We start from the raw sequence: 25876 nt of genomic DNA on the forward strand, positions 1-25876 counted from the left end.
CTATGATCCATACAGGTATGGAGCAACCCCGGAATCCCATGAACGATGCTTTGCAGATCGAGCGCAATGGCGCTGTCCTGACCCTCTGGCTGAACCGGCCGGAGCTGCACAACGCCTTCGATGCCGGCCTGATCGCCCGGCTGACCGCCGCCCTGGAAGCGGCCGGCCGCGATGACACCGTGCGCACGGTGGTGGTGGCCGGCCACGGCGCCTCCTTCTCCGCAGGTGCGGACATGCAGTGGATGCGCGGCATGGCCACGGCCAGCGAGGCCGACAACCGCGAGGACGCGCTGGCCCTGGCCCGGCTGATGCGCACCCTGGACGAGCTGCCCAAGCCGACCCTGGCCAGGGTCCACGGCGCCGCCTTCGGTGGGGGTGTCGGCCTGGTGGCCTGCTGCGATATCGCCATCGCCACCACCGCCGCCCGCTTCGGCCTGACCGAAAGCCGTCTGGGCCTGTTGCCGGCAGTGATCTCGCCCTATGTGATCGAGGCCATCGGCAGCCGCCAGGCCCGTCGCTGGTTCGCTACCGGCGAGCACTTCGACGCCGACACCGCCCTGCGTATCGGCCTGATCCACCATCTGGTGGAGCCCGAACGCTTGGACGAGGCGGTACAGCGGCAGCTGGCCCTGCTCGACAAGGCTGGGCCGATCGCCTCGGCCTCGGCCAAGCTGCTGGTCCGGCAGGTGCGCGACGCCGATGATCGCGACAGCCTGGACCGTGACAATGCCGCCCTGATCGCCCGCCTGCGGGTGTCCGCCGAAGGCCAGGAAGGCCTGGGCGCGTTCCTCGACAAGCGCGCCCCGCACTGGGTCACGGAGGCCTGACATGCTGGACCATATCGGTTTGAACAGCGGTGACCTGCCGCGCAGCAAGGGCTTCTTCCTGCAGGCGCTGGCACCGCTGCAGATCGGCCTGGTGATGGAGGTCAGTGCCGAACAGACCGGCGCCCACGACCACGTGGGTTTCGGCAACCACGGCAAGCCGTTCTTCTGGCTGGGTAATGCGGCGCCCCTCAGCCAGGGTGTGCACGTGGCCTTCGTCTGCGGCGAACGCGCCCAGGTTGATGCGTTCCATGCCGCCGCCCTGGCCGCAGGTGGGCGTGACAACGGGATGCCCGGCCTGCGCCCGTGGTACCACCCGGACTACTACGCCGCCTTCGTGATCGACCCGGATGGCAACAACATCGAGGCGGTCTGCCACCTGCCCGGGTAGGCCCTTCCGCCACAACCAGGCGCAGGCGTGGCCGCTTGTGCGACCCGCCTGCGTATCTCATCTGGCAGCCTGGCGAAGACCGGGCCGCCCCCGTTTCCCAGGAACCGCCGTGACCCCAGTCGATCCCATCTGCCCTGCCCATCCCGCCTCGCCTGCCGTGGGGGTGCCGCGATGAGCGATTTCGTCCGCATCGTCGAAGTCGGCCCGCGCGATGGCCTGCAGAACGAAAAGCAGGCCGTGGCCACCGCCGACAAGATCGCCCTGATCGATCGCCTGTCGGCCACCGGCCTGCGCACCATCGAGGCGACCAGCTTCGTCAGCCCGCGCTGGGTCCCGCAGCTGGCCGACGCCGCCGAGGTCTATGCCGGCATCCAGCGCCGCCCGGGCATCGCCTATCCGGTACTGGTGCCGAACGAACAGGGCTACGACCGTGCGCGCGCCGTCGGCGTGCAGGAGATCGCGGTATTCACCGCTGCATCGGAAGCCTTCAACCGCACCAATACCAACGCCGGCATCGATGAATCGCTGGCCCGTTTCGAGCCGATCCTGCGCCGTGCGGCGGCTGATGGTGTGCGCGTGCGTGGCTACGTCTCCACGGTGCTCGGCTGTCCGTACCAGGGCGAGGTGCCGCTGGCCGACGTTGTGCGTGTGGCCCGTGCCCTGCATCAAATGGGGTGTTACGAAATCTCGCTGGGCGACACCATCGGCGTCGGTACGCCGCGCAAGGCCCGCGCGATGCTGCAGGCAGTGGCTGCCGAGATCCCGATGAGCGCGCTGGCCGTGCACTTCCACGATACCTATGGCCAGGCCATCGCCAACATCGCGGCCTGCCTGGAAGAAGGCGTGCGCGTGGTCGACAGCGCCGTGTCCGGTGCCGGCGGCTGCCCGTACGCGAAGGGCGCCAGCGGCAACGTGGCCAGCGAGGACGTGGTGTACCTGCTGCAGGGCCTGGACCTGGAGTGCGGCGTGGACCTGCCATCGCTGGCCGAGACCGGCCGCTGGCTGGCCGGGTTGCTCGGCCGCGCCACCGCCAGCCGCGTCGGGCAGGCGCTGGCGGCGACATGAACGACAGCGGCCCGCGCGACCGGCCGGCCATCGGCGATGCTTCCGCCGCAACCGACGACGCGCTGGCCGCTCTGGACGCGGCGCTGGCCGCTTCCCCATCGCCGGCCCAGGCCAGGCTGCTGCGCCAGGCACGGCAGGCGTTGGCCGATGCACAGCAGCGCGAACTCGATACCCAGGCCCGCTACGCCGCGCTGTTCGACGCCGTGCCCGACCCGGTCAGCATCCTCAGCGCCGAAGGCGTGGTGCTGGACGTCAACCGTGCCGGCATCGTCGCCTACGACCGCCCGCGCGAAGACATCGTCGGCCAGCCGATCGAACTGCTCAACCCGGACCTGCCCAGCGACCACCTGCAACCAGTGTGGGAAGCGCTGAACCGCGGCGACACCTACGTCATCGAAGTGACCAACATGCGCGGCGACGGCAGTCGCTTTCCGGTGGAAGTGCATTCGGCCGGCTTCCAGGACCGAGGCCAGCCCTGCATCGTCGCCGTCGCCCGCGACCTGAGCGGGCGCTGGCGCGCCGAGTCGCGCTATCGCCTGTTGATGGAGTCGATCGACAAGGGCGTGATCCTGTTCGACCGCGATCTGCGCGTTTTGTCTGCCAACCCCGCAGCGCACCGCATCCTCGGCCTCACCGGTGGTGGCGTGGGCTTGAATTCGATGCTCGATCCCGAAGCCTGGATCATCGTCGACGAACACGGCCATCCGCTGACCCAGTCACAGTGGCCGACCAGCCGCTGCTTCCAGGCCGGGCGGATGATCCGCAGCACCATCATCGGCCTGTACCACCGCCCACGCGGACGCATGCTGTGGTTGTCCACCACCAACGTGCCGGTGTTCGGCAACGGCTGCGACCAGGCCGACCATGTCTATGCGATGTTCAGTGACATCACCGAACTGAAGCGCAACAACACCCTGTTCGCGCGCGCGCAGTCGCTTGCCCACATCGGCGGCTGGGAGTGGGATCGCGGCCTGCCGCGCCTGTACCTCACCGATGAGGCGCGGCGCATCGTCGGCCAGCCAGCCGATCTGGATGACATGCCGGACCTGCTGGACTGCCTGCGCAGCGACGACCGCGCCGCCCTGCAGCAGGCGCTGGCCGACACCATCGAACACCGCAGCAGCTTCGGCCTGGAGCTGCAGGGCCAGCGCCGCGATGGCCACTCGTTCTGGATCCGGATGATCGGCGAGGTCTCGGCCGGCGATGTCGATGCCGCGCGCATCACCGGCACCGTGCAGGACATCACCGAGCGCAAGCAGGCCGAGGAAACCCTGCGCGTGCAGGCCCGCACCGACCCGCTGACCGGCATCATGAACCGCGATGCGGTGCTGAGCGACCTGGGCGTGCGCATGGACAGTCCCAGCCACGACCGCGTGGCCGTGCTGTACATCGACCTGGACCGTTTCAAGGTGGTCAACGATCTGCTCGGCCACAACGCCGGTGATGAACTGTTGATCGAAGCGACCCGGCGCATCGCCACCGCAATCGGCACCGAAGGCCTGCTTGCACGCTTTGGCGGCGACGAGTTCCTGGTGATCTGTGACCTGCGCGACCAGCCGGACCAGGCCGAACAACTGGCCGAGCGCATCACTGCGGCCTTTTCGGCGCCGTTCCAGCTGGGCAGCGACGAGTTCCCGGTCACCGCCAGCATCGGCATCGCCCGTGCACCGCGCGATGGCAACCGGCCGCAGCAGCTGATCCAGAACGCCGACACGGCGATGTACGAGTGCAAGCGACGCACCCGCAACGGCTGGCAGGTGTTCTCCCCGGAACTGGCACAGCGCCAGCATGACCGCCTGCAGATCGAGAGCCGGCTGCACAAGGCCCTCGATGGCGACGAGTTCCACCTGGTCTACCAGCCACAGGTCAACCTGCGCAGCGGCGCCACCATCGCCTGCGAGGCGTTGATGCGCTGGCACAACATACAGTTGGGCCAGATGCGGCCGGACCTGTTCATCCGCCACGCCGAGCACACCGGCGACATCGTGCGCATCGGTCAATGGGCGTTGCGCGAAGCCTGCCGGCAGGTCCGGCAATGGCAGGACGATGGGCTCGGCCTGGTACGAGTGGCGGTCAACGTGTCCTGGCGGCAGTTCGTCGGTGAGGATCTCGCCCGCTGGGTGCGGCAGGTGCTGGATGAGTTCGGCCTGCCCGGCAGCGTGCTGGAGCTGGAGTTCACCGAGCGGGTGCTGATCGAGGATGCGCCGGACACCCTGCGCACTTTCGCCCGCCTGCGCGAGATGGGGGTGATGCTGACCATCGACGACTTCGGCGAAGGCTACAGCGCGCTGAACTACCTGCGCCGGCTGCCCATCCATGGGCTGAAACTGAGCCAGTTGTTCGTTGAAGGCATTCCCCGCAACCGCTCGGATGTCGCTGTCTGCGAGGCGGTGTGCGCGATTGCCCGCAGCCTCGGCCTGGGCGTGGTCGCCGAAGGCGTGGAAACCGAGGCGCAACGGCAATGCCTGCTCGACCTGGGGGTGACCGTCGGCCAAGGCTTCCTGTTCGCCCACGGTCTGCCCGCCGCGGACTTCGAGCGTCGCCTGCGCCGTGCCCGCGAACTGGGCTGAGGCCGGCGGCGCAGTGCACAACGGCGGCTGCCGCCGCTTCCGTTAGAATCGGCGGTTCTTGAACCTGCAGGACCGTGCAATGCAGCTGTCTTCCGTACGTGCCGTGATCACTGGCGGCGTCTCCGGCCTCGGCCTGGCCGTGGCCCAGCACCTGGTTGCCCAGGGCGGCAAGGTCGCCCTGTTCGACCTCAACGACGCCAAGGGCGCGGCGGCTGTTGCCGGGCTGGGGCAGGACAACGCCCGCTATTTCAATGTCAACGTCAGTGATGAAGGGTCCGTGTCGGCGACCATCGACCAGGCCTGCGATTTCCTCGGCGGCCTGAATGTCGCCATGAACTGCGCCGGCATCCTCGGCGCTGGCCGCGTGCTGGGCAAGGAAGGCCCGATGCCGCTGGCCGGGTTCCAGGGCACGGTGATGGTCAACCTGGTCGGCAGCTTCAATGTCGCCAAGGCCGCCGCCAACCGCATGCAGCACAACGAGGCCGGCGTGGACGGCGAGCGCGGCGTCATCATCAACACCGCCAGCGTTGCCGCCTACGAAGGGCAGATCGGCCAGGCCGCCTATTCCGCCTCAAAGGGCGGCGTGGTGGCGATGACCCTGCCAATGGCCCGCGAGCTGTCGCGCTTCGGCATCCGCGTCAACACCATCGCGCCGGGTGTGTTCTGGACGCCGATGGTCGATGGCATGCCCGAAGCCGTGCAGGAATCGCTGGCCGCGTCGATCCCGTTCCCGTCGCGCCTGGGCAAGCCGGAAGACTTCGCCAGCCTGGTCGGCCACATCCTCGGCAACACCTATATCAACGGCGAGACCATCCGCCTGGACGGTGCCACCCGGCTCGCTCCGAAGTGATTCCCCCCGGGCGCCGGGACGGCGCCCTCCCCCAACAACCAACATCATCATGAAAGCCAACGACATCAAGAAGGGCAACGTCGTCGAGTTCAACAACGGCGTCTACCAGATCCGCGACATCGAGCGCAGCTCGCCGCAGGGTCGCGGCGGCAACGTCCGCTTCCGCTTCATCATGTACAGCGTGCCGGGCGGCAACAAGCTCGATGCCAGCTTCGATGCCGACGACAACCTGGTCGAAGTCGAACTGCTGCGCCGCCAGTCCACCTACTCGTACAAGGATGGCGACGCGTTCGTGTTCCTGGACGACGAGGACTACACCCCCTACACCCTGGACGCGGACGTGATCGGTGATGACGCGGGTTACATCACCGACGGCCTGACCGGCATCTACGTGCAGGTGATCGACGACCTGCCGGTGGCGATCCAGTTGCCGGCCTCGGTGGTGCTGGAAGTGGTCGAGACCCCACCGGAACTGAAAGGTGGCACCGCCACCAAGCGCCCGAAGCCGGCCAAGCTCAACACCGGCATCGAAATCATGGTGCCGGAATACATCGTCAACGGTGAGCGTGTGCTGGTGAACACCAGCACCGGCGAATTTGCTGGCCGTGCCGATTAACCGCGCGGCGCTGATCGCCTGCCTGTCCCTGCTTGCTGCGTGCTCGCCGCAGGCAGCGGACAACGGCGCAGGTGGTGCCACGCCAGAGGCCGTAGCGGTCGATCCGGTGGCTCCCATCGCACCGGCAGCGGCGTCGCCCGCGGCCCTGCAGGAACCCGCCGAGGAGCCCTCCGCTGCCAGCCTGCCCTCGAGTTACGAGGAACTGGAACAGGCCCGTGCTGCCGCTGGCTGCGCGGTGTCCAACGACGTGTACGACATCGAAGACATACGCATCTACTGCCAGATGCCCGCCGACGTGCAGGCGTTCATCGCGCGCGAAAACACCTGCCAGCATTTCGCCGGCGAAGAACCCTACGACGACGAGCGCCGTCGAGAGCTTGAAGAGGCCAGCGCGACGTACTGCGAGGGTCGCGAGAAGATCTTCACCGATCTGGTCGCGCGCCATCGCGGTGACTGTGCGATCCGCACGGCGCTGATCGGGATCAACAGCCGCTACGGCCTGGTGTTCGAGCTGGACTTGAAGCCCTGTGAGGACTGACCGATCAACGCCGGGCATGGCCCGGCGCTACCGATCCGCGTAACCACGCGTTACTTCGCGCCGAAGTTGCCGCAGCCGTGGTACTGGCGCGTGCCCACGGTCAACATCGCCTTGGCCTCGAACGCCTCACCGCTCATGTCGTCCTGGCAGGTGGTGCGCTGGAAGCTCAACTTGATGTCGGTGCCATCGGCGGCCTTGCCAACCCAGCCGTCTGCACCCTCGGTCGGTTTGGCGACCGCGAAGCGGCGCTCGCCGTAGTCGACCTCCACCTGCAGGCCCGGCGCATCACCATCGACGACGGCCAGCCAACCCGGCTCGTTGCCAGTGGCACGGAACGCCGCGTCGCCGGCCCTGCCATCGCCCTCGGTCGCTTCCACCGCTGCACACTCACGATCCGCTTCGCCCTTCAGGCTGAGCAGCGCTTCCTCGCTGCCGCGGGTCCAGAAGCTGTTGCCCTTGCCGTCGGCATACTTCGCACCGGAGGCCGCGCGTTCGGAGGACATCGCGAAACTGCGCCCGCCAACCACAACCGTCGCTGCGTCCTCACCGTTGAAGGTCGCGCGCACATCAATATCGCCGCAGCGATAGAGGGTTTCGCTGCCGCCGCCATCAACAGCGGCAGCCACAGGTGCCGGTACCGGCGTTGCGGCCGCATCGGCTGCGCCGCTGGAGGCGGGCGTTTGGGCCGGCTGGCAGGCGCTCAGCGCAAGGCCGAGGGAGGCAGCCAACAGACTGGAAATTACACGCATGGCTCGACTCCTTGTCGAAACTACAGAGACCTTGGACCCTACCATCTGCGCGCAAACGGGGCCTGAAAGCTGCATGACCGTGTTCAGCCCGCCAGCACCGTCATCGACAGCAGTTGCGCGCCGCTGGCACCGGAAGCGCTTGTCCAGACGCGCAACAGGCGCATGCGCTGCGTGTGTTCGCGACCCAGCCAATGCACATGCAGCTGAACATCGCCGGACAACAAGGCGAGGCGCCCACACAGCAGCGTTTCCACCGCATGCACCTGCAGCGCGTGAATCTGCAGACGGCCTTGTCGCCAGTCCTGCAACCAGGGCAGGTCGAGCATCCGGCCGCCCTGCCCGTCCATCATGAACAACACCGGTGACAGCAGCGCAGTGGCTGCGCCATGGTCGCCGTCCAGCAGCGCATCCCGCAGCTGCTGCTCCAACACGCGCAACTGCGCCTCATACAGGCCCTCAGGGCTCCCGTTTTCCATCCACCTGCTTTCCATCCACGCTTCCTCCCGGCGTCGGCCGGCGTCGGCGCAGGCGCTGCGCAAGCCACTGCTGCGCGCCCTGCACCACCACATAGAACACCGGCACGAAGAACACGGCCAACACGGTCGCACTGACCATGCCGCCGAACACGCCGGTACCGATGGCCTGTTGCGTTTCCTTTGAAGCACCCTGCGCCAGCATCAGCGGCACCACGCCCAGCGCGAACGCCAGCGAGGTCATCACGATCGGCCGCAGCCGCAGGCGTGCCGCTTCGATGGTCGCCTCGACCAGACCGCGTCCCTGCTGTTGCAGCTGGCGGGCGAACTCGACGATCAGGATCGCGTTCTTCGCCGAAAGCCCGATCACCGTGATCATGCCGACCTTGAAGAACACATCATTGGGCATCCCGCGCAGCAGCACTGCAGCAACGGCGCCGAGCAGGCCCAACGGCACCACCAGCATCACCGCCAGCGGAATCGACCAGCTCTCGTACAGCGCCGCCAGCACCAGGAACACCACCAGCATCGACAGCAGCAGCAACCACGGCGCCTGTGCACCGGACTCACGCTCCTGCAGCGACTGGCTGGTCCACTGCAGGGCAAAGCCCGCTGGCAGCTGCTGTGCAAGGCGCTCCATCTCGATCATCGCCTGACCGGTGGACACCCCGCTGGCGGGTGCGCCGGACAGGTTCAATGCCGGGAACCCCAGGTAACGCTGCAGCTGCAGTGGCGCCTCGGCCCAGTGCGCGGTGACCAGCTCGGACAACGCCACCATGCCGCCCTCGCTGTTGCGGACATACAGCTTCAACACATCCTCCAGCTGCATGCGGTGCGGCGCATCGGCCTGCACGATCACCTGCTGCATGCGCCCGCGATTGGGAAAATCGTTGACGTACTGCGAGCCCATCGCCGCCGACAGCGTTGCACTGATGTCGGTGAACACCACACCCATCGCCTCCGCCTTGGCGCGATCGATGTCCAGGCGCACATTGCTGCCCGCCGGCAGGCCATCGGCATGCACTTCGGCCAGCAGCGGGCTGGCCTCTGCCAGCTTCAGCAACTGCTGCAGGGCGGCCCGCAGCTCGGCCTGGCCCTGCCCGGTACGTGCCTGCAGCGCCAACGAGAACCCGGAGGAACGGCCAAGACTGTCGATGGCCGGCGGCATCACGCTCATCACCTCGCCTTCCGAGACCGTCGCCATCGCCTGCTGCGCCGCCTTTACTTCGTCCGCTGCGGTGCTGCCGCCGCGCTCACCCCAGTCCTTCAACATGGTGTAGGTCAGTGCAGCGCTGGGGCCGGAACCGGAGAAGCTGTAGCCGAGGATGGCCTGGTTGGACGCGATCGCCGGCCGCGAGGCGACGTGCTGCTCGTAGGCTTCGACCACGGCCAGCGTGCGTTCGGCGGTTGCTTCGGCCGGCAGCTGGATGGAGGTCATGAAATAGCCCTGGTCCTCTTCCGGCAGGAACGCACCCGGCAACCAATGCAGGCCGATCAGCAGTGCCACCAGCAATGCTGCGAACAGGCCCATCACCCGGCCACTGCGCCGAAGGACCGTCGCCACGCCCTGCTGGTAACGCCCGGTCATCCGCTCGAAACCACGGTTGAACGCACCGAACACGCCGCCGCGGCCATGATGACCACGTGTACCCTGCCGCAGCAGCGTCGCGCACAACGCCGGGGTCAGGCTCAGCGCCAGCAGTGCCGAGAACAGGATGGACACCGACATCGCCACGCTGAACTGGCGGTAGATCGCACCGACCGAGCCACTGGCCAGCGCCATCGGGATGAATACCGCGGTCAGCACCAGGGTGATGCCGATCACCGCACCGGTCAGCTCACGCATCGCCTTGATCGTGGCCTCGCGCGGCGGCAGGCCCTCTTCGGCCATGATCCGCTCCACGCCCTCGACCACCACGATAGCGTCGTCAACAATGATGCCGATCGCCAGCACCATGCCGAACATGGTCAATACGTTGATCGAGAAACCCAGCGCCAGCATCACCGCGAAGGTACCCAGCAGCGCGATCGGCGCCACCAGGGCGGGGATCAGCGTGTAGCGCCAGTTCTGCAGGAACAGGTACATCACTGCAAACACCAGCAGCATCGCCTCGACCAGGGTCTGTAGCACCTTCTGGATCGAGACCTTGACGAAGGGCGCGGTGTCGAACGGAATGCTGGATTCAACACCGTGCGGCAGCAGCGGCTGCAGGTCGGTCATGCGTTCGCGCACAGCCGTGGCGGTACGCACCGCATTGGCACCGGGGCGCAGCTGCACGCCGGCGGCCGTCGCCGGATAGCCGTCTTCACGCGTGCCCCAGGCATAGCTCTGCGCACCCAGTTCGACCCGGGCGACGTCACCCAACAGCACCCGCGAACCATCGGCACCGGCGCGCAGCACGATCGCCGCGAACTGCTCGGGGGTGGACAGCTGGCCTTCGGCACTCAAGGGCACGGTGATGCGCTGGCCGGGAACACCGGGCGAATCGCCGATGCGACCCGGCGAGATCTCCAGGTTCTGCTGCTCGATCGCGCTGGCCACATCGCCCATGGTCAGGCCGTAGCCGGTCAGGCGGGTCGGGTCCAGCCAGATCCGCATCGCCTGTTCGGCACCGAACAACTGCACGCGGCCGACGCCGTCGATGCGCCGCAGTTCCTCGATGATGTTGCGCGCCATGAAATCGCCCAGCGCCGCTTCGCTGACACTGCCATCGGGTGAGCGCAGGCCCACCAGCATCAGGAACCCCGAGTCGGCAGCCTCCACGAACAGTCCGTTCTGGCGCACGCTGCGTGGCAGGCGTGGCTCGATCGCCTTGATCCGGTTCTGCACATCCACCTGTGCCAGCTCGGGATCGGTGCCGGGCTTGAAGGTGGCGGTGATCGACGCTTCGCCGGAAGTGTCCACCGACGATTCGAAGTACAGCAGGTGTTTGACGCTGGACAGCTCACGCTCGATCAGCCCGACCACCGCATCATTCAACGTCTGCGGGCTGGCGCCGGGATAGCTGGCATAGATGCTGACGCTGGGCGGTGCGACCGCCGGATAGCGCTCGACCGCCAGCCGCGGAATGGCCAGCACGCCGGCCAGGATGACGAAGATCGCCAGCACCCAGGCAAACACCGGGCGATCGATGAAGAAACGAGCCATGTCGTAGGTTCCTGGAAGGGCTCAGCCCTGGCTTGCGGGTGTCGGCGTTGCGTTGGCGTTGGCGTTGGCGCTGGCGACCGGCACCTGCCAGTCGCGCGGATCGACCAGCACGCCCTCCTGCAGGCGCTCCTGGCCTTCCACCACGACCTTCTCGCCCGCCTTCAGGCCATGCCGCACCAACCATTGCCGGTTGACGCTGCCGTCCACCTCGAGCGTGCGGATCACTGCTTTGCCATCGGCGGCGATGACCCAGGCATAGGCCTGGCCACCGGCGCTGCGCAGCACCGCCTGCTGCGGCAGCAGCAGCGCGCTGGCCGGCGCACCGCGCGGCACCCGGGCACGCACGTACATGCCCGGCAACAGCTGCCGCTCAGGGTTGTCGACCAGGATGCGCAGGATCACATCACCGGTGCGTGCATCGACATTGACACCGGAGAACAACAGCCGGCCGCGCTCGGGAAGCGGCGTACCCGCCGCGCCGATGATCGTCACCGGCAGCTCACCGTCCACCGCGCCGCGGCGCAGAGCCTGCAGCTGCGATGCCGGCTGGCGCACGTCCACATAGACCTGGTCGATCTGCTGCACCACCGCCATCGGCTCGGCATCGGCGACGCCGACCAGTGCACCTTCGGTCACCAATGCCTGGTCGATGCGGCCATCGATCGGTGCACTGACCGTCGCGTAGCGCAGGTCGAGCTGGCGTCGCGCCAGGATCGCGCGCGCCTCGTTGACCGCCGCCCGGGCCTGCTCGTGCTCGGCGCTGGCATCGTCGCGATGCTGCTGGCTGACCGCCTGCGCGGCGGCCAGCGCCTGCAGCCGCTGTGACTGCACACGGCTGCGGCCAAGGGCGGCCTCGCTGCGCTGAAGGGCAGCCAGCGCCGAATCGACGTCGGCGCGGAACGCCGCCGGGTCGATCTGGAACAATGGCTCGCCGGCGTGTACTTCCGCGCCCTGCTCGAACATCCGGCGCTGCACGATGCCGCCGACCTGCGCACGGATCTGCGCGGTGCGCACTGCCGCCACCCGACCGGGCAGTTCATCATCGCGCTGCACCACCTGCGGGCCGACCGTAACCACGCTGACACGCGGCACGGCCTCGACGGTGGGTTCGGGGCGGGAGCAGGCCGTCATGGCCAAGGCGAAGGTCGCGACCAGCGCGACCGGAGTCCTGAAGGTTCTCATTGCTGTGCACAGTGCCGCAGACGCGGCTGACGAATCATGAAGCGCGCAGTGTGCGTGGCGATGATGGGGTTTCGATGGAGGAACTGTGGAGATACGATGGAGGGCAAGCACCTTCCGGCCTCGCCTTGCCATGCATGCCTCCCCTGCCCTCGCGGCGCTGGTCCTGATCGTCGAGGACGAAGCCGAGATCGCCGACATCCTTGCCGCCTACCTTGAACGCGAGGGCCTGCGTACCCTGCGTGCGGCCGATGGCCAGATTGCATTGGACATGCATCGCAGCATGCGCCCGGACCTTGTACTGCTGGACGTGCAGCTGCCGCGGCTGGATGGCTGGAGCGTGCTGACCCAGCTGCGCCAGCGCGGCGAAACGCCGGTCATCATGCTGACCGCGCTGGACCAGGATCTGGACAAGCTGACCGCACTGCGGATGGGCGCCGATGACTATGTAGTCAAACCGTTCAATCCCGCCGAGGTGGCGGCGCGCGTTCGCGCAGTACTGCGGCGTACGCTGCGCAGTTCGCGGGCGGATGCGCCCAGCGCCCTGCGCGTCGGCCCGCTGCTGATCGACACCGCCACCCACGCGGTGCATGTGGAAGGCGACGGCTACAGCCACGAGCTGCTGCTGACCCTGACCGAGTTCAAGCTGCTGCATTGCATGGCATTGGCGCCGTCACGGATCTTCAGCCGCAGCGAGCTGATGCACGAATGCCTGCCGGAAAGCGAAGCGCTGGAACGCACCGTGGACAGCCATGTCAGCAAGCTGCGGCGCAAACTGGACGAAGTGGGCCTCACCCAGATTCCGGCCAGCGTGCGCGGTGTCGGCTACCGCCTGATGGCCGACCGCTGATGCGCCGCTCCGGGCTCAGCCGGCACATCATCGTGTCGATGTCGCTGATGGTCGTCGGCGTCATCGTGATGGTGATCCTCTCTTCGTGGCTGCTGTATGCGGTACTGATCGAATTTTTCCCGGCCAGCGCCGAAGAGCCGGAAGGATGGCTGCCGACTGGACCCGAGCTGGCGTGGATGGTCGGGGTGATCCTGACTGGACTGGCGCTGGCGATCGCCGCCTCGTTCCGCCTGGCCCATCGCATCCTGTCGCCGCTCAATTCACTGGTGGACAGCGTACGCGCGCTGGCGGGCGGCGATCTCGGCGCGCGCGCCACGGCCGAGGCCAACTCCCCCGGCGAGGTCGCCGCGCTGGTGGACGACTTCAACGCGATGGCGCGCCGCCTGCAGCACATGGAAAGCGAACGGGTGATGTGGCACGCGGCCATCGCCCACGAACTGCGCACACCGGTAACGATCCTGCGCGGCCGCCTGCAGGGCCTCGCCGAAGGCGTTTTCCAGCCTGATGAGTCGCAGTTCCGCAGCCTGCTGGCGCAGGTCGAGGGCCTGTCGCGGCTGATCGAAGACCTGCGGGTGCTGAGCCTGGCCGACAATGCCCGCCTTGATGTGCGCCGCGCCCGCACCGACGTGGTGGCCGAAGTACATTCGGTGATGACCCTGGTCGATCCTGCCTTCCGCAGCGCCGGCTTCGTGCTGGAGCTGGAAACCAGCCGCGAAGAGCACCCCGCCCATTGCGACCCGACGCGGTTGCGGCAGGCGCTGCTGGCCCTGCTGGAAAACGCGCGCCGCTATGCCAACCCCGGCAAAGTACGCATCGCCGTGCATGACACCCTGGCCCACGTGCAGGTGGCGATTGAAGACGAAGGCCCGGGTATCGACCCGGCCCTGCATGCTGACATCTTCAATCCGTTCATGCGCGGCGACGGCTCACGATCGCGCCTGGGCGGAGGCAGCGGCCTTGGCCTGGCGGTGGTCAAGGCCATCGCCGATGCGCACGGCGGCCAGGTCTACTGCACCCCGGGCACAGCCGGAGGCAGTCGTTTCGTCATCGAGCTACCGCGCCAGTAGGCGGCTCTTCGGCCGCCTGCTCACGTACGCGCGCACCCAACACAGCGAGATTGCGGTCGATGTCATCCAGCTCACGTCGCTGCGACGCGGGCAGCTGCGCGCGCAGCTGCACGCGCAGCGCCTGCCAGGCGGGTACCGTCTGTGCGCTGGCAGCGGCCGCTGCCCGTGCAACTTCCGCCTGTTCTTCCGCCTGCGGCAGGCCGTAACCAGCGTCGGCCAGCAACTGGCCCGGGCGCAACCACTGGCCGCTCTGTTCCAGCAACGCACGCAGCGAACGGGTGGCCGCGCTGTCCGGGTCGGCCAGCAACCGTCGCTTCAGTGCGTCGCGTGACCGCAGTTCCGCGCGCCGCTGCGCCGCCTGTTCCAGCAGCAGCAGGCCGGCGCTGGCACGCACATCACCGCGCAGCAGCCACGGTGCGCGCTGTTGCGCCGGCAGCGCCAGCCATGCGCGCACATCGCGCGCCGGCAACGCCATCTGCGCTGCGGCAACCGAAAACAACTGCTGGTAGTGATCGCGCGCAGAGGCAAAGTAGTAACCCTGCGCCTTGGCCTGCCCGGGATCGGCCAGCACCTGCTCGTCCAGGGCATGCAGCCGTGCCAGCCGTCGCCGCAGCCCACGCGGGCTCAGCTGGGCAAGGCCGGCTTCGCCCAGACGCGGAACGCCTGCCTGCAGCAGCTTCGCCGTCTCCACCGCGCAGTTGTTGCTGACGAAGTAATAGCGGCCGTCATAGCTCCAGTGCACCTGTGCCGTGCGCTCGAGCAGGCTGGCGATCTCGCTGCGGTCCAGCTGCAGCGGCAGCGAGGCCAATCCGCGCAGTTCGACCTTGGTGTACTCGTCCACCACCTGCTGCAGCGGCAGCACGAACAGGCGCGAAGGATAACCGCCGGTCAGGCCGCGCCAGTTGGAGATCTGCACGTCGCCGACGAAGGCGCGGAAGGACAGCACCCGGTGATGCTCCAGGTCCAGCCGGCAGTCCGGTCCCGGTGCGCGGCCGGGCCGGCAGATCACCAGCCGCAGCATGCTGTGGCCCCAGCGGCTCATCGGCTGCGCACTGCCTTCGGCGAACAGATAGTCCACGGCGTACACCCGGGCCGGGTCCAGCTCCAGCAGCGAAGCGGAGCCCTCTTCCGCGTCGGCCTGCAGCAGCGGAAGAGTGCCCGTGCAGTGCGGCGCAGGCAGCGATGGCGGCGTACCGAAGTGCGTCCGATACCATTGCGCCAGTGCCGGGCGTCGGCACGCGAACTCTGCATCCAGCACGAAGTGTTCGGCGTTCACCGCCAGGTACTCGGCCGGGTCGGTCAGTTCGTAGGCATCGGGGCTGCGGTCGCGGAAGGCATTGTCACCGCGGCCCAGATGCCATGGCTTGCGCTGCCAACCGGCAAGGTCACGCCAGCGGGCGCTGCGCGACCAGTTCGCAACAGTGCGGTCGGCGACATGGGTCAGTTCATGCACCAGCGCGCTGCGGCGGGCACGACGGGCACCGGCCACATCGTCATCCAGCAGGTCGCGCCGCAGCGCGATGCGCCCGGCGAAGGCGCGGCCATGCACGTTCGCGGGCAGGTCGTCACGCCAGCCGACCTGCACCTCCGCGGGCAATGCACGCAGCAGGCCTTCCGGCAGCAGCGACCGCACGTCGGCCAGGGTCTGGCTGGCGAGCTGCTGCTGTGCCGGATCGAGACCGGACGGATCGAGCTGCAGGCGCTCAGCCGCATGCGCAGCGTGGGCGATCAGCAGTAGAGCCACGCCATGCGTGGCTGCTGTGATCGCCCGCCTGCGCTTGGCATTCAGCCGAGCATGGCTCGGCTCTACAGAAAGCGATGACGCGGAGGTCATGCTGCCCGGATCAACGCGCCAGAAGCGCGCGCGCCAGCTGCAGGTCGCTCTGCTGCTGTGCAGCTGCATCCTGCTCGCGCAGGTGCACCAGTGCCGCCTGCAGGCGCGCGCCACGGATCTGGCCATCGCTGGCGACAAAAGCCGCCGCATCATCGCGTGCAGCCAGCACCACCTTGTCATCGCCCGAGCTGCTGCCCGAGGAACCCGAAGAGGCACCCGTCGCCGACCCGGCCGAGGTGCCGGCAAAGCTCGAAGCGAAGCCGGCCAGCGGCAGGGACAACAGGGCAAGCAGCAGAAGCGGACGGATCATGGTCAGGGAGTTCATCGATTGGGTGGGTGGAGCGTAACGGCTGGGTGAAGTCTTTGCCCGTGTCAAAGGTCGAACAATTTGCCGGGATTCAGCCGCCCTTCGGGATCGAACGCGCGCTTGACCGCCTTCATCAGCGCAATCTCGGCCGGGCCACGGGTGCTGTCCAGGTAGCCCTTCTTGACCAGGCCGATACCGTGCTCGGCCGAAATGCTGCCATTGAAGCGCGCCAGCACATGCGCCAGCAGCTTAGTCACGTGCTCGCACTGGGTCACGAAGTCGGCATCGCTGGTGTCATCCGGCTTGAGCACATTGATGTGCAGGTTGCCGTCACCGATATGGCCGAACCAGACCACATCGAAATGCGGGTAGGCGTCGCCGATCAGCGCCTGGGTCTCGGCCAGGAACGCCGGCATCGACGAGATCCGCACCGAGACATCGTTCTTGTAGGGCTTGTAGCGCGCCAGCGCCTCGGTGATGCCCTCGCGCAGGCGCCACAGCTGCGCCGCCTGGGCATCGCTGGCACTGATCACCCCATCGCTGACCCAGCCATTGCCCATGCAGTCTTCGAAGGCGGCCATTGCCGCAGCTTCCTGCGCTTCATCACCGGCAGCGAATTCGGTCACCACGTAATAGGGATGTACTTCATCGAAAGGTGCCTGCGCGCCGTGGGACAGCACGTGCTCCAGCGCACGGTCGGTGAAGAATTCGAAGGCCTGCAGCTGCAGTCGCGCGCGGAAGGCGGCGAACACCTGCATCAGCACGTCGAAGCTGGGCAGCGCCAGCAGCATCACGTTGCTGGCCGGCGGCGGGTCGGTGAGTTTCACCGTGGCCTCAACGATCACGCCCAGCGTGCCCTCTGAACCAATCAGCAGCTGGCGGAAATCGTAGCCGCTGGAGTTCTTGATCAGGCCCTTGTTGAGCTCGAGCAGCTCGCCCGTGGCAGTGACCACCTTCAGTCCGGCGATCCATTCGCGGGTATTGCCGTAACGGATCACCCGGATGCCACCGGCATTGGTGGCGATGTTGCCGCCGATCGAACAGGAACCGCGCGCGGCGAAATCCACCGGGTAGATCAGGCCGTGCTCCAGCGCGGCGTTGTGCAGTGCCTCCAGCGGCATGCCGGCCTGCACCACCAGGGTACGGTCGACGGCGTCGTAGTCCAGCGCCTTGTTCATCCGCTCCAGGCTCAGCACCAGCTCGCCATGGGCCGCTACCGCGCCGCCGGACAGGCCGGTGCGACCACCGGACGGAACCACCGACACGCCTTCGGCCGCGCTCCAGCGCATCACCGCCTGCACTTCTTCCACCGTGGCCGGCAACGCGATCGCCAGCGGCGCCGGCGTCCAGCGCCGGGTCCAGTCGCGACCGTAATGCTCCAGGTCGGCAGGGTCGGTCTTCAGCTTCAGGCCGGGACAGGCCTGCTGCAACGAGGCGATGCGGGAATCGGTCATGACGGTCCAGCGCGGGGCGTGAAGAACGGGCAAGCGTGCCAGTGGCTGGGCCCAGCGTCCAGCCCTGCAGCGCCTTCAATAGCTGCAGTTGCAACCAATTGCGCACTGCACCATGGGCGTTCCGATCTGGCATAGTGGTCAGCCCCTGTCCCACTGGCCGTGCCGCCCCATGTCGCCGAAGAAGACCTCGTTCCCGAAGCAGGATATCCGTGTGCTGTTGTTGGAGGGGGTCAGCCAGACCGCCGTGGAGGTGTTCAGCGCCGCCGGCTACAGCCAGATCGAGGCGCACACCAAGGCACTGCCCGAGGACGAACTGAAGGCGCGCATTGCCGAGGCGCACATCGTCGGCATCCGTTCGCGCACCCAGCTCAGCGCCGAGGTGCTGGCCGAGGCCAAGCGCCTGATTGCGGTCGGCTGCTTCTGCATCGGCACCAACCAGGTCGACCTGGATGCGGCCGAACTGGCCGGCATACCGGTATTCAACGCGCCCTACTCCAACACCCGCAGCGTCGCCGAGCTGGTGATCGCCGAAGCGATCATGTTGACCCGTGGCATTCCGCAGAAGAACGCCGAGTGCCATCGCGGCGGCTGGTCGAAGTCGGCCAGCGGCAGCCACGAGGTGCGCGGCAAGGTGCTGGGCATCATCGGCTACGGGCATATCGGCACCCAGGTGGGCGTACTGGCCGAATCGCTGGGCATGCAGGTGATCTTCCACGACGTGGAAACCAAGCTGTCGCTGGGCAATGCCCGTGCCGCGGCCAGCCTGGATGACCTGCTTGCGCGCGCCGACATCGTCACCCTGCACGTGCCGGAGACGCCGTCCACGCAGTGGATGATCGGCAGCACCGAGCTGGCGAAGATGCGCCGTGGCGCGCACCTGATCAATGCTGCGCGCGGCACCGTGGTCGACATCGATGCGCTGGATGCTGCACTTGCCAGCGGCCACATCGGTGGCGCGGCGCTGGACGTGTTCCCGGTCGAGCCGAAGGGCAACGGCGATATCTTCGAATCGCCGCTGACCCGCCACGACAACGTGATCCTGACCCCGCACGTGGGCGGCAGCACGCTGGAAGCGCAGGACAACATCGGCATCGAAGTGGCCGCCAAGCTGGTGCGCTACAGCGACAACGGCAGCACCCTGTCGGCGGTCAACTTCCCGGAAGTGACCCTGCCCGAGCACGCCGACAGCCTGCGCCTGCTGCACATCCACCAGAACGTGCCGGGCGTGCTGTCCAAGGTCAACGAGATCTTCTCGCGGCACAACGTCAACATCGACGGCCAGTTCCTGCGCACCGACCCGAAGGTGGGTTACGTGGTGATCGACATCACCGCTAGTGAGGAGCAGGCCAGCGCGGTGCGTGACGAACTGGCAGCGATTCCGGGCACGTTGCGCACGCGCATCCTGTATTGAGTGGCGTGCCGCCGGGCATGGCCCGGCGGAACGCATCCGGCACCACGCCATCCACGCATGGCGTGGATCTACTGGGCACTATGCATCGCTGCCTCTAGTAGAACCGAGCCTACGCTCGGCTCATGCACGGCATGGGCGCTCTCAGAAAGGCAGCCGAGCATGGGCTCGGCTCTACAGGTTGCTAGCGTGCCAGCCACCGCCGCGCCATGCGCTGCATTGATTCATCCGACTGCGGATCGCTGGCGACCTCGGCCACCGGGCGCCAGGCCAGCTCCAGCGACTCTTCGCTGAGCACGAAATCCTCACCGCCCAGCGCGCGGATCACGAAACGCACGTCGTAGTGCCAGTGCCCCGGCACGTCTTTGCGTTCCGGAATCCAATGCTTGTCCAGGTCGAAGATCGCCGGATCGTCCAGCACCAGCCCGGTCAGGCCGGACTCCTCCTCGGCCTCCTTCAGCGCCACCCGGGCCAGGTCGCGGTCGCCGTCGGCATGCCCGCCCAGCTGCAGCCAGCGCTGCAGCTTGCGATGGTGGGTCAGCAGCAGGCGCTGGCCGTCTGCGCTGACCAGCCAGCAGCTGGCGGTGAAATGGCCTGCCAGCCGCTCGCGGCGGAAAGCATCTTCTACATCGTCGATCAATGTGCCGAATTCGGCAGCCAAGGCGTCGTGGGCGGGTTCTTTGCGCGCATAGTCATGCAGCAGGCGGCGCAGGCGATCGTCAAGCACGGCAAGGGATTCGGTGGTTTCGCTCATGAATGCGGGGTGCCCGGAAAAATACCGGCCATTATCGCCGCTCATTGTTGCGTTTGCGCTTGTGCGGTGCCTTCAGCATTGGCTAAGGTACAGCGGGCCGTTTGCGCGGCCTTCACCATTCGGGCCGCTGGCAATGTACCGGCAGCCCTCCCAATCCGATCATCAGGAAGTACTGCATGCTGAAAGCTCTGTTGAGGGTCAAGCCGGTCGAACCGGCCGGGCACGTCGATGCCGGCGAACCCATCGAAGGCAGCCTGGACGGCGAAGCCACGTTGAAACGGACCCTCACGGCGAAACACCTCATCATGCTTGGCATTGGTGCGGTGATCGGCGCAGGTATTTTCGTGCTCACCGGCCAGGCCGCGGCCAACCACGCCGGCCCGGCGGTGATGCTGTCGTTCGTGTTCGCCGGCATTGCCTGCGCGCTGGCGGGCCTGTGCTACGCCGAGTTCGCAGCGATGATGCCGGTCTCCGGCAGCGCCTACTCCTACTCCTACGCCACCCTCGGCGAGGGCATGGCCTGGTTCATCGGCTGGTGCCTGGTGCTGGAGTACCTGTTCGCCTCGGCCTCGGTCGCGGTGGGTTGGTCGGCGTACCTGATCAGCTTCATCACCACCACGCTGCACATGCCGTTCCCGGACGCGCTGAGTGCGGCGCCGATCGCCTGGAACGGACACGAGTTCGCCGCCTCCGGCAAGCTGTTCAACCTGCCGGCGGTACTGATCGTGGCGGCAGTGACCGGCCTGCTGTACGTGGGCGTGACCCAGTCCGCGTTCGTCAACGCGATCATCGTCGCCATCAAGGTGTTCGTGATCTGCCTGTTCGTGGGCATCGGTGCGGCCCACGTGGACCCGGCCAACTGGCACCCGTTCATCCCGGAAAACACCGGCGTGTCCGGCGAGTTCGGCTGGAGCGGCGTGTTCCGCGCGGCCACCATCGTGTTCTTCGCCTACATCGGCTTCGATGCGGTCTCCACCGCCGCCGGTGAAACCAAGGACCCACAGCGCAACATGCCGATCGGCCTGCTCGGCTCGCTGGCGGTCTGCACCATCGTCTACATCATCGTCTGCGCGGTGCTGACCGGCATGCTGCCGTACCATCTGCTGGGCACCGACAAGCCGGTGGCCACCGCGCTGGAAGCCTACCCGAGCCTGTCCTGGCTGAAGACCGCCGTGGAAATCGGCGCGATCGCCGGCCTGTCCTCGGTGGTGCTGGTGATGATGATGGGCCAGACCCGCATCGCCTACACCATCTCGCGCGACGGCCTGCTGCCGAAGGTGTTCGGCAAGGTCCACAAGCGCTTCCGCACCCCGTACTGGGCCACTATCGTGGTCGGCGTGATCGCCGCCTCGCTGGCCGGCCTGGTGCCGCTGAACGTGCTGGGCGAGCTTGTGTCGATGGGCACCCTGCTGGCCTTCGCCACGGTCTGCGTGGGCGTGCTGATCCTGCGTTACACCCGTCCGGAGCTGCACCGTCCGTTCCGCGTGCCGCTGGTGTGGGTGATCTGCCCGCTGGGCGCGCTGTCGTGCCTGTTCCTGTTCTGGCAGGCGTTCGTGGTGCATTGGCACCTGTTCGTCGGCTGGACCTTGCTGGGCCTGCTGATCTACTTCGGCTACGGCATCCGCCACAGCAAGCTGGCCAAGTCGCCCTGATCCTCCCGACGGGCTGGCCCCTGCGCCGGCCCGTCGATATCCGCAAGCATTTCCGCCCGCGCCCGTTCACAGGGCGCACCGCACAAGACCACCACACATGTTCAAGCAACTGTGGGCCACCAAGCACCCGCACGCCGCCCACGAAGACGCCAACGGCCTCAGCCTGCGTCGCCACCTCGGCCCTTGGGGTCTGACCGCACTCGGCATCGGCGCGGTGATCGGCGGCGGCATCTTCGTCATCACCGGCCAGGCCGCCGCCAACCACGCCGGCCCGGCCATCATGCTGTCGTTCGTGCTGGCCGCGATCTGCTGCGCCTTCTGCGCCCTGGCCTATGCCGAGTTCGCGGCGATGGTGCCGGTCTCCGGCAGCGCCTATACCTATACCTACGCCACCTTCGGTGAGCTCTCGGCCTGGTTCATCGGCTGGATGCTGGTACTCGAGTACGGCGTCTCCGCCTCGGCCGTGGCGGTCAGCTGGACCGGCTATTTCCTCAGCCTGCTCAGCCATTTCGACATCCATCTACCGGCAGCGCTGGTCAGTGCCCCACTGGACGCGCAGCTGCGCCCGACCGGTGCCATCGCCAACATCCCCGCCGCGATCCTGGTGCTGTTGCTGACCTGGCTCTGCTACGTCGGCATCAGCAAGTCGTCGGCGATGAACATGGCCATGGTCATCCTCAAGACCGGCCTGATCGTGCTGGTGATCGTGGTCGGCTGGAAGTACGTGGACACCAGCAACTGGACCCCGTTCATTCCCGCCAACGAAGGCCCCGGAAAGTACGGCATGGAAGGCGTTCTGCGCGGTGCGGCGATGGTGTTCTTCGCCTATATCGGCTTCGAAGCGGTATCTGTGGCAGCGCAGGAATCACACAGGCCGCAGCGCGACATGCCGATCGGGATGATGCTGTCGCTGGTGATCTGCACCGTGCTGTACATCGCGATGGCTGCGGTCATGACCGGCCTGGTGCCTTACCAGCTGCTGGGCACCGATGAGCCGGTAGTCACCGCCGTGGCCGCGCATCCGCAGCTGGGCTGGTTGCGGGTGGTGGTGGAGATCGGTGCATTGATCGGCCTGTCCTCGGTGGTGCTGGTGATGATCATCGGCCAGCCGCGCATCTTCATGATCATGGGTCGCGACGGCCTTTTGCCGCCGGTGTTCACCAAGATCCACCCGAAGTACCGCACGCCGCATATCAACACGGTCATCACCGGCATCGGCATCGCCCTGCTGGCGGCGCTGTTCCCGTTGGACATCCTCGGTGAACTGACCTCGATGGGCACGCTGATCGCCTTCGCGGCCGTATGTGCCGGTGTACTGATCCTGCGCCGTACCCAGCCGGACCTGCCGCGTCCGTTCCGCATCCGGGGCGCGTGGTTGATCTGCAGCCTGGGCGTGCTGAGCTGCCTGGCGCTGCTGTCGGCGATGACGCTGCACAACTGGATGCTGATGGGCGTGTGGACGTTTGTCGGCTTCGTGATCTACTTCTTCTACGGGTTCAAGCACAGCCGTCTGCGGGGGAAGTGAGGTTTTTTGCATTGCAGGGCCTGCGGCCCTGCACCCGCCTTTGAAGCCAGAGCAACGGCACCGGCGGGTCTGAGGGTTTGGCGGGGAGGGGTGAGATTGCGGGGGACGCTGCAAGTGCGTCCCTGTAAGCTCGGTCGCCGCATCCATGCGGCTCACGCCCCCGCAATCTCACCCCACCCCGCCTTCGACAGGTCCACGCAGCTGTCGGTAGATCCACGCCATGCGTGGATGAAGCGTTCCCGGAAATGAATGTTTGGGGACGAATCTGCTGTAGAGCGGAGCCATGCTCCGCTCCGAGCAAGCGCAGCGAAGCGACCCGCTTCTGCTCTTACTTCTTCATTCCGTGGCTGAGACGCACGGAACCTGTCCGTGGCCGGTCGGGTGGGCTGCGCAGGGGTGTCCGCGGCATGGATGCCGCGGCCAAGCCCCCATGGACGGGTTCACGGCGTCCCCTGCGCAGCCCACCCGACCGGCCAACCCACGGAATCTGCTTCTGACGCCAGCCACGAGGGGCTCAGCCGTTGGCCGAATCCAGTAAAATCGCCCCCATGAACGCCCCCACCTTCCCCTACGACACCGCGCGCCTGAGCGAACTGGCCCAGCTGCTGATCGACAACGTCCGCGAACTGGCCCAGGCCGGCTGGACCCCGGCCACCAGCAGCAACTTCTCCCACCGCCTGGATGACCGCCATGCCGCGATCACCGTGTCCGGCAAGGACAAGGGCCGCCTGATCGAAGACGACATCATGGTGGTGGACTTCGATGGCAAGGCCGTCGGCCGCCCGCTGCGCCCCTCCGCCGAAACCCTGCTGCATACCCAGCTGTATCGCCGTTTCCCGGAGATCGGCTGCGTGCTGCATACCCATTCGCCGGTGCAGACCATCGCCTCGCGCCTGTATGCGCCGCAGGGGCATATCCGGGTGGAGGGCTACGAACTGCTGAAGGCCTTCGCCGGCAACAGCACCCACGAGATGGCCATCGACATCCCGGTGTTTGCCAACACCCAGGACATGGACGTGCTGTCGGCCCAGGTTGACGCGTTGCTCGACACCCAGACCCTGTGGGGCTACCTGATCGATGGCCATGGCCTGTATGCGTGGGGCCGCGACATGGCCGAAGCGCGCCGGCACATGGAAGCGTTCGAGTTCCTGCTGCATTGCGAGCTGGAGCTGCGCAAGCTGCGCCGCTGACGTTTCCGGTAAGGCCAGATGCCATTCTGGAATCTGGCCCTCGGTGCCACCCTGCTACCCTGTCCTCCCCCCGAGACGTTCAAGCTGCCGCCATGAGCCGACTGCGCATCTACGACGATACCCATCCCGAATCGCCGCTGCTGGACAGCCAGGACGGCGCGATCATCACTGCTGAACTGCAGAAGATCGGCGTCACCTTTGAACGCTGGCAGGCCACCGCGCCGGTCGCCCCGGGCGCGAGCCAGGACGAGGTGTTTGCTGCCTACCGCGCTGACATCGACCGCCTGGTCGCCGAGCGCGGCTTCAAGAGCGTGGACGTGGCCTCGATCGCGCCGGACAACCCGAACCGCGCCGAGCTGAGGAAGAAGTTCCTCGACGAACACTTCCACAAGGAAGACGAAGTGCGCTTCTTCGTCGCCGGCTCGGGCCTGTTCACCCTGCACGTGGGCGACAAGGTCTACGAGATCGAGTGTGTGAAGGATGACCTGATCGCTGTGCCCGACGGCACCACCCACTGGTTCGACATGGGCGATGAGCCGAGCTTCGTGGCGATCCGCTTCTTCACCGAGCCGGATGGCTGGGTCGGTCACTTCACCGGCACCGACATCGCGCAGAAATTCCCCCGTTACATTCCGACCCAGGCGTCCTGATCAATGCAGCCCCGCGTCATCCTGACCGACATCGAAGGCACCACCAGCAGCATCTCGTTCGTCAAGAACGTGCTGTTTCCGTACGCACGCCAGGCGCTGCCCGGCTTCGTCGCCGAACATGGCCAGCAGCCGGAGGTGCGTCGTTGGCTGGACGCCGTCGCCACCGAGATCGGCGGCGCCTGCCAGGACAGCCTGGTAGCCGAGACGCTGCAGGGCTGGATCGACCAGGACCGCAAGCACACCGCGCTGAAGGCCCTGCAGGGGCTGATCTGGGACGCGGGCTACCGTCGTGGCGACTACACCGCGCACTTCTACCCGGAAGTGGCGCCGGTCTTGAAGGGCTGGCACGCCTCGGGCCTGCCGCTGTATGTGTACTCCTCCGGCTCGGTGCCGGCGCAGAAGCTGTTCTTCGGCTTCAGCGATGCCGGTGATCTCAGTCCGCTGGTGTCGGGCTGGTTCGATACCGAAGTCGGTGGCAAGCGCGAGGCCGACAGCTATCGCCACATCGTGCAGGCCATCGGCGTTCCCGCTGGCGAGATCCTGTTCCTGTCCGACGTGGTCGAGGAACTGGACGCTGCCCGCGAGGCCGGCCTGCAGACGCGCCTGGTCGATCGCCTTGAGGACTACCCGATGCCGCGCATCGGCGCAGCCGCCAACGGCCATGATCGCGTCGAGAACTTCCAGCAGATCCAGCTGTAAAGCCGGCCGCTTTGGTGGATGCCAACCTTGGTTGGCATGCTTCTGATGTGCCAACCAAGGTTGGCACCTACCAATGCAGATCA

Annotated in this window: 23 protein-coding genes; 15 read left to right on the plus strand and 8 right to left on the minus strand. The window is 67.0% G+C overall.

Going from position 1 to position 25876, the window contains the following annotated elements:
* The first annotated feature begins 38 nt into the window (after nt 1–38).
* The 7 genes from QOL57_RS00820 to QOL57_RS00850 all read left to right on the plus strand — a co-directional run bounded on the left by QOL57_RS00820 (nt 39) and on the right by QOL57_RS00850 (nt 6854).
* Nucleotides 39–827, plus strand: a complete 789-nt coding sequence (locus QOL57_RS00820) for an enoyl-CoA hydratase-related protein (protein WP_089240904.1) — start codon at nt 39–41, stop codon at nt 825–827.
* Between the two features lies 1 nt (nt 828).
* Nucleotides 829–1215, plus strand: coding sequence for a VOC family protein (locus tag QOL57_RS00825; RefSeq protein WP_089240902.1), 387 nt, complete (start codon nt 829–831; stop codon nt 1213–1215).
* A gap of 171 nt (nt 1216–1386) precedes the next feature.
* A complete protein-coding gene (locus QOL57_RS00830; protein ID WP_089240900.1) occupies nt 1387–2280 on the plus strand; it encodes a hydroxymethylglutaryl-CoA lyase in 894 nt (297 codons plus the stop codon).
* Nucleotides 2277–4850, plus strand: a complete 2574-nt coding sequence (locus QOL57_RS00835) for an EAL domain-containing protein (protein ID WP_089240898.1) — start codon at nt 2277–2279, stop codon at nt 4848–4850. Before QOL57_RS00830 ends, QOL57_RS00835 begins: the two co-directional genes overlap by 4 nt.
* A gap of 79 nt (nt 4851–4929) precedes the next feature.
* Nucleotides 4930–5700 carry an SDR family NAD(P)-dependent oxidoreductase gene (locus QOL57_RS00840; RefSeq protein ID WP_089240896.1) on the plus strand — a complete coding sequence of 257 codons (771 nt, stop codon included), beginning with the start codon at nt 4930–4932 and terminating at the stop codon, nt 5698–5700.
* Between the two features lie 49 nt (nt 5701–5749).
* The gene (gene yeiP / locus QOL57_RS00845; protein WP_089240894.1) at nt 5750–6316 is read left to right on the plus strand and encodes an elongation factor P-like protein YeiP; all 567 of its coding nucleotides are present in this window, start codon (nt 5750–5752) and stop codon (nt 6314–6316) included.
* Nucleotides 6306–6854, plus strand: coding sequence for a hypothetical protein (locus QOL57_RS00850; protein ID WP_089241298.1), 549 nt, complete (start codon nt 6306–6308; stop codon nt 6852–6854). Before yeiP ends, QOL57_RS00850 begins: the two co-directional genes overlap by 11 nt.
* Before the next feature lie 50 nt (nt 6855–6904).
* Here QOL57_RS00850 and QOL57_RS00855 read toward each other — a convergent pair whose 3' ends face one another.
* The 4 genes from QOL57_RS00855 to QOL57_RS00870 form a co-directional block, all read right to left on the minus strand.
* Entirely contained in the window at nt 6905–7603 is a 699-nt protein-coding gene (locus QOL57_RS00855) for an MliC family protein (protein ID WP_089240892.1), read from the minus strand.
* 83 nt (nt 7604–7686) lie between these two features.
* Nucleotides 7687–8079: a nuclear transport factor 2 family protein gene (locus tag QOL57_RS00860; RefSeq protein ID WP_089240890.1), complete on the minus strand. Its 393-nt coding sequence runs from the start codon at nt 8077–8079 to the stop codon at nt 7687–7689.
* Nucleotides 8060–11224 (minus strand): multidrug efflux RND transporter permease subunit, encoded by a 3165-nt coding sequence (locus QOL57_RS00865; protein WP_089240888.1) that lies wholly within the window; start codon nt 11222–11224, stop codon nt 8060–8062. Before QOL57_RS00865 ends, QOL57_RS00860 begins: the two co-directional genes overlap by 20 nt.
* 21 nt (nt 11225–11245) lie before the next feature.
* Entirely contained in the window at nt 11246–12406 is a 1161-nt protein-coding gene (locus QOL57_RS00870) for an efflux RND transporter periplasmic adaptor subunit (protein ID WP_089240886.1), read from the minus strand.
* A gap of 130 nt (nt 12407–12536) precedes the next feature.
* On the opposite strand from QOL57_RS00870, the gene QOL57_RS00875 reads away from it, so the two are divergent.
* The gene (locus QOL57_RS00875) at nt 12537–13253 is read left to right on the plus strand and encodes a response regulator (RefSeq protein WP_089240884.1); all 717 of its coding nucleotides are present in this window, start codon (nt 12537–12539) and stop codon (nt 13251–13253) included.
* The gene (locus QOL57_RS00880) at nt 13253–14320 is read left to right on the plus strand and encodes an ATP-binding protein (protein WP_089240882.1); all 1068 of its coding nucleotides are present in this window, start codon (nt 13253–13255) and stop codon (nt 14318–14320) included. The genes QOL57_RS00875 and QOL57_RS00880 overlap by 1 nt, the downstream gene beginning before the upstream one ends.
* On the opposite strand, the gene QOL57_RS00885 is transcribed toward QOL57_RS00880, so the two are convergent.
* The 3 genes from QOL57_RS00885 to QOL57_RS00895 form a co-directional block, all read right to left on the minus strand.
* Nucleotides 14298–16064: a DUF4105 domain-containing protein gene (locus tag QOL57_RS00885; RefSeq protein ID WP_244900811.1), complete on the minus strand. Its 1767-nt coding sequence runs from the start codon at nt 16062–16064 to the stop codon at nt 14298–14300. The genes QOL57_RS00880 and QOL57_RS00885 overlap by 23 nt on opposite strands.
* Nucleotides 16065–16164: 100 nt before the next feature.
* Entirely contained in the window at nt 16165–16464 is a 300-nt protein-coding gene (locus QOL57_RS00890; RefSeq protein WP_089240880.1) for a DUF2388 domain-containing protein, read from the minus strand.
* 62 nt (nt 16465–16526) lie between these two features.
* Nucleotides 16527–17915 carry an FAD-binding oxidoreductase gene (locus QOL57_RS00895; protein ID WP_089240878.1) on the minus strand — a complete coding sequence of 463 codons (1389 nt, stop codon included), beginning with the start codon at nt 17913–17915 and terminating at the stop codon, nt 16527–16529.
* A 169-nt stretch (nt 17916–18084) separates the two neighbouring features.
* Here QOL57_RS00895 and serA point away from each other — a divergent pair, with 169 nt between their 5' ends.
* On the plus strand, nt 18085–19326 hold the full coding sequence (serA, locus tag QOL57_RS00900) for a phosphoglycerate dehydrogenase (protein WP_089240876.1): 1242 nt from the start codon (nt 18085–18087) through the stop codon (nt 19324–19326).
* A 181-nt stretch (nt 19327–19507) separates the two neighbouring features.
* On the opposite strand, the gene QOL57_RS00905 is transcribed toward serA, so the two are convergent.
* Nucleotides 19508–20077 (minus strand): NUDIX hydrolase, encoded by a 570-nt coding sequence (locus QOL57_RS00905; RefSeq protein WP_176429880.1) that lies wholly within the window; start codon nt 20075–20077, stop codon nt 19508–19510.
* Nucleotides 20078–20253: 176 nt separating this feature from the next.
* Between QOL57_RS00905 and QOL57_RS00910 the strand changes: the two genes are divergently transcribed.
* The 5 genes from QOL57_RS00910 to mtnC all read left to right on the plus strand — a co-directional run bounded on the left by QOL57_RS00910 (nt 20254) and on the right by mtnC (nt 25793).
* Nucleotides 20254–21729, plus strand: a complete 1476-nt coding sequence (locus QOL57_RS00910) for an amino acid permease (protein WP_089240873.1) — start codon at nt 20254–20256, stop codon at nt 21727–21729.
* A gap of 97 nt (nt 21730–21826) precedes the next feature.
* Nucleotides 21827–23254: an amino acid permease gene (locus QOL57_RS00915; protein WP_089240871.1), complete on the plus strand. Its 1428-nt coding sequence runs from the start codon at nt 21827–21829 to the stop codon at nt 23252–23254.
* 548 nt (nt 23255–23802) lie between these two features.
* Nucleotides 23803–24444 carry a methylthioribulose 1-phosphate dehydratase gene (locus QOL57_RS00920; RefSeq protein ID WP_049467062.1) on the plus strand — a complete coding sequence of 214 codons (642 nt, stop codon included), beginning with the start codon at nt 23803–23805 and terminating at the stop codon, nt 24442–24444.
* A 92-nt stretch (nt 24445–24536) separates the two neighbouring features.
* Nucleotides 24537–25094, plus strand: coding sequence for an acireductone dioxygenase (locus QOL57_RS00925; RefSeq protein ID WP_089240869.1), 558 nt, complete (start codon nt 24537–24539; stop codon nt 25092–25094).
* Nucleotides 25095–25097: 3 nt separating this feature from the next.
* On the plus strand, nt 25098–25793 hold the full coding sequence (mtnC, locus tag QOL57_RS00930; RefSeq protein ID WP_089240867.1) for an acireductone synthase: 696 nt from the start codon (nt 25098–25100) through the stop codon (nt 25791–25793).
* Nucleotides 25794–25876 lie beyond the last annotated feature (83 nt).

The organism is Stenotrophomonas sp. yr243 (assembly GCF_900184195.1).
GTDB classification, from domain to species: Bacteria; Pseudomonadota; Gammaproteobacteria; order Xanthomonadales; family Xanthomonadaceae; genus Stenotrophomonas; species Stenotrophomonas lactitubi.

Excerpts from the sequence above, each read along its gene's own strand:
- QOL57_RS00825 (WP_089240902.1), top strand. The coding sequence starts at position 829 with ATGCTGGACCATATCGGTTTGAACAGCGGTGACCTGCCGCGCAGCAAG.
- QOL57_RS00865 (WP_089240888.1), bottom strand. The coding sequence starts at position 11,224 with ATGGCTCGTTTCTTCATCGATCGCCCGGTGTTTGCCTGGGTGCTGGCG.
- QOL57_RS00925 (WP_089240869.1), top strand. The coding sequence starts at position 24,537 with ATGAGCCGACTGCGCATCTACGACGATACCCATCCCGAATCGCCGCTG.
- yeiP (WP_089240894.1), top strand. The coding sequence starts at position 5,750 with ATGAAAGCCAACGACATCAAGAAGGGCAACGTCGTCGAGTTCAACAAC.
- QOL57_RS00870 (WP_089240886.1), bottom strand. The coding sequence starts at position 12,406 with ATGAGAACCTTCAGGACTCCGGTCGCGCTGGTCGCGACCTTCGCCTTG.
- QOL57_RS00820 (WP_089240904.1), top strand. The coding sequence starts at position 39 with ATGAACGATGCTTTGCAGATCGAGCGCAATGGCGCTGTCCTGACCCTC.
- QOL57_RS00915 (WP_089240871.1), top strand. The coding sequence starts at position 21,827 with ATGTTCAAGCAACTGTGGGCCACCAAGCACCCGCACGCCGCCCACGAA.
- QOL57_RS00835 (WP_089240898.1), top strand. The coding sequence starts at position 2,277 with ATGAACGACAGCGGCCCGCGCGACCGGCCGGCCATCGGCGATGCTTCC.
- QOL57_RS00830 (WP_089240900.1), top strand. The coding sequence starts at position 1,387 with ATGAGCGATTTCGTCCGCATCGTCGAAGTCGGCCCGCGCGATGGCCTG.
- serA (WP_089240876.1), top strand. The coding sequence starts at position 18,085 with ATGTCGCCGAAGAAGACCTCGTTCCCGAAGCAGGATATCCGTGTGCTG.
- QOL57_RS00895 (WP_089240878.1), bottom strand. The coding sequence starts at position 17,915 with ATGACCGATTCCCGCATCGCCTCGTTGCAGCAGGCCTGTCCCGGCCTG.
- mtnC (WP_089240867.1), top strand. The coding sequence starts at position 25,098 with ATGCAGCCCCGCGTCATCCTGACCGACATCGAAGGCACCACCAGCAGC.
- QOL57_RS00890 (WP_089240880.1), bottom strand. The coding sequence starts at position 16,464 with ATGATCCGTCCGCTTCTGCTGCTTGCCCTGTTGTCCCTGCCGCTGGCC.
- QOL57_RS00860 (WP_089240890.1), bottom strand. The coding sequence starts at position 8,079 with ATGGAAAACGGGAGCCCTGAGGGCCTGTATGAGGCGCAGTTGCGCGTG.
- QOL57_RS00875 (WP_089240884.1), top strand. The coding sequence starts at position 12,537 with ATGCATGCCTCCCCTGCCCTCGCGGCGCTGGTCCTGATCGTCGAGGAC.
- QOL57_RS00880 (WP_089240882.1), top strand. The coding sequence starts at position 13,253 with ATGCGCCGCTCCGGGCTCAGCCGGCACATCATCGTGTCGATGTCGCTG.
- QOL57_RS00910 (WP_089240873.1), top strand. The coding sequence starts at position 20,254 with ATGCTGAAAGCTCTGTTGAGGGTCAAGCCGGTCGAACCGGCCGGGCAC.
- QOL57_RS00920 (WP_049467062.1), top strand. The coding sequence starts at position 23,803 with ATGAACGCCCCCACCTTCCCCTACGACACCGCGCGCCTGAGCGAACTG.
- QOL57_RS00905 (WP_176429880.1), bottom strand. The coding sequence starts at position 20,077 with ATGAGCGAAACCACCGAATCCCTTGCCGTGCTTGACGATCGCCTGCGC.
- QOL57_RS00855 (WP_089240892.1), bottom strand. The coding sequence starts at position 7,603 with ATGCGTGTAATTTCCAGTCTGTTGGCTGCCTCCCTCGGCCTTGCGCTG.
- QOL57_RS00840 (WP_089240896.1), top strand. The coding sequence starts at position 4,930 with ATGCAGCTGTCTTCCGTACGTGCCGTGATCACTGGCGGCGTCTCCGGC.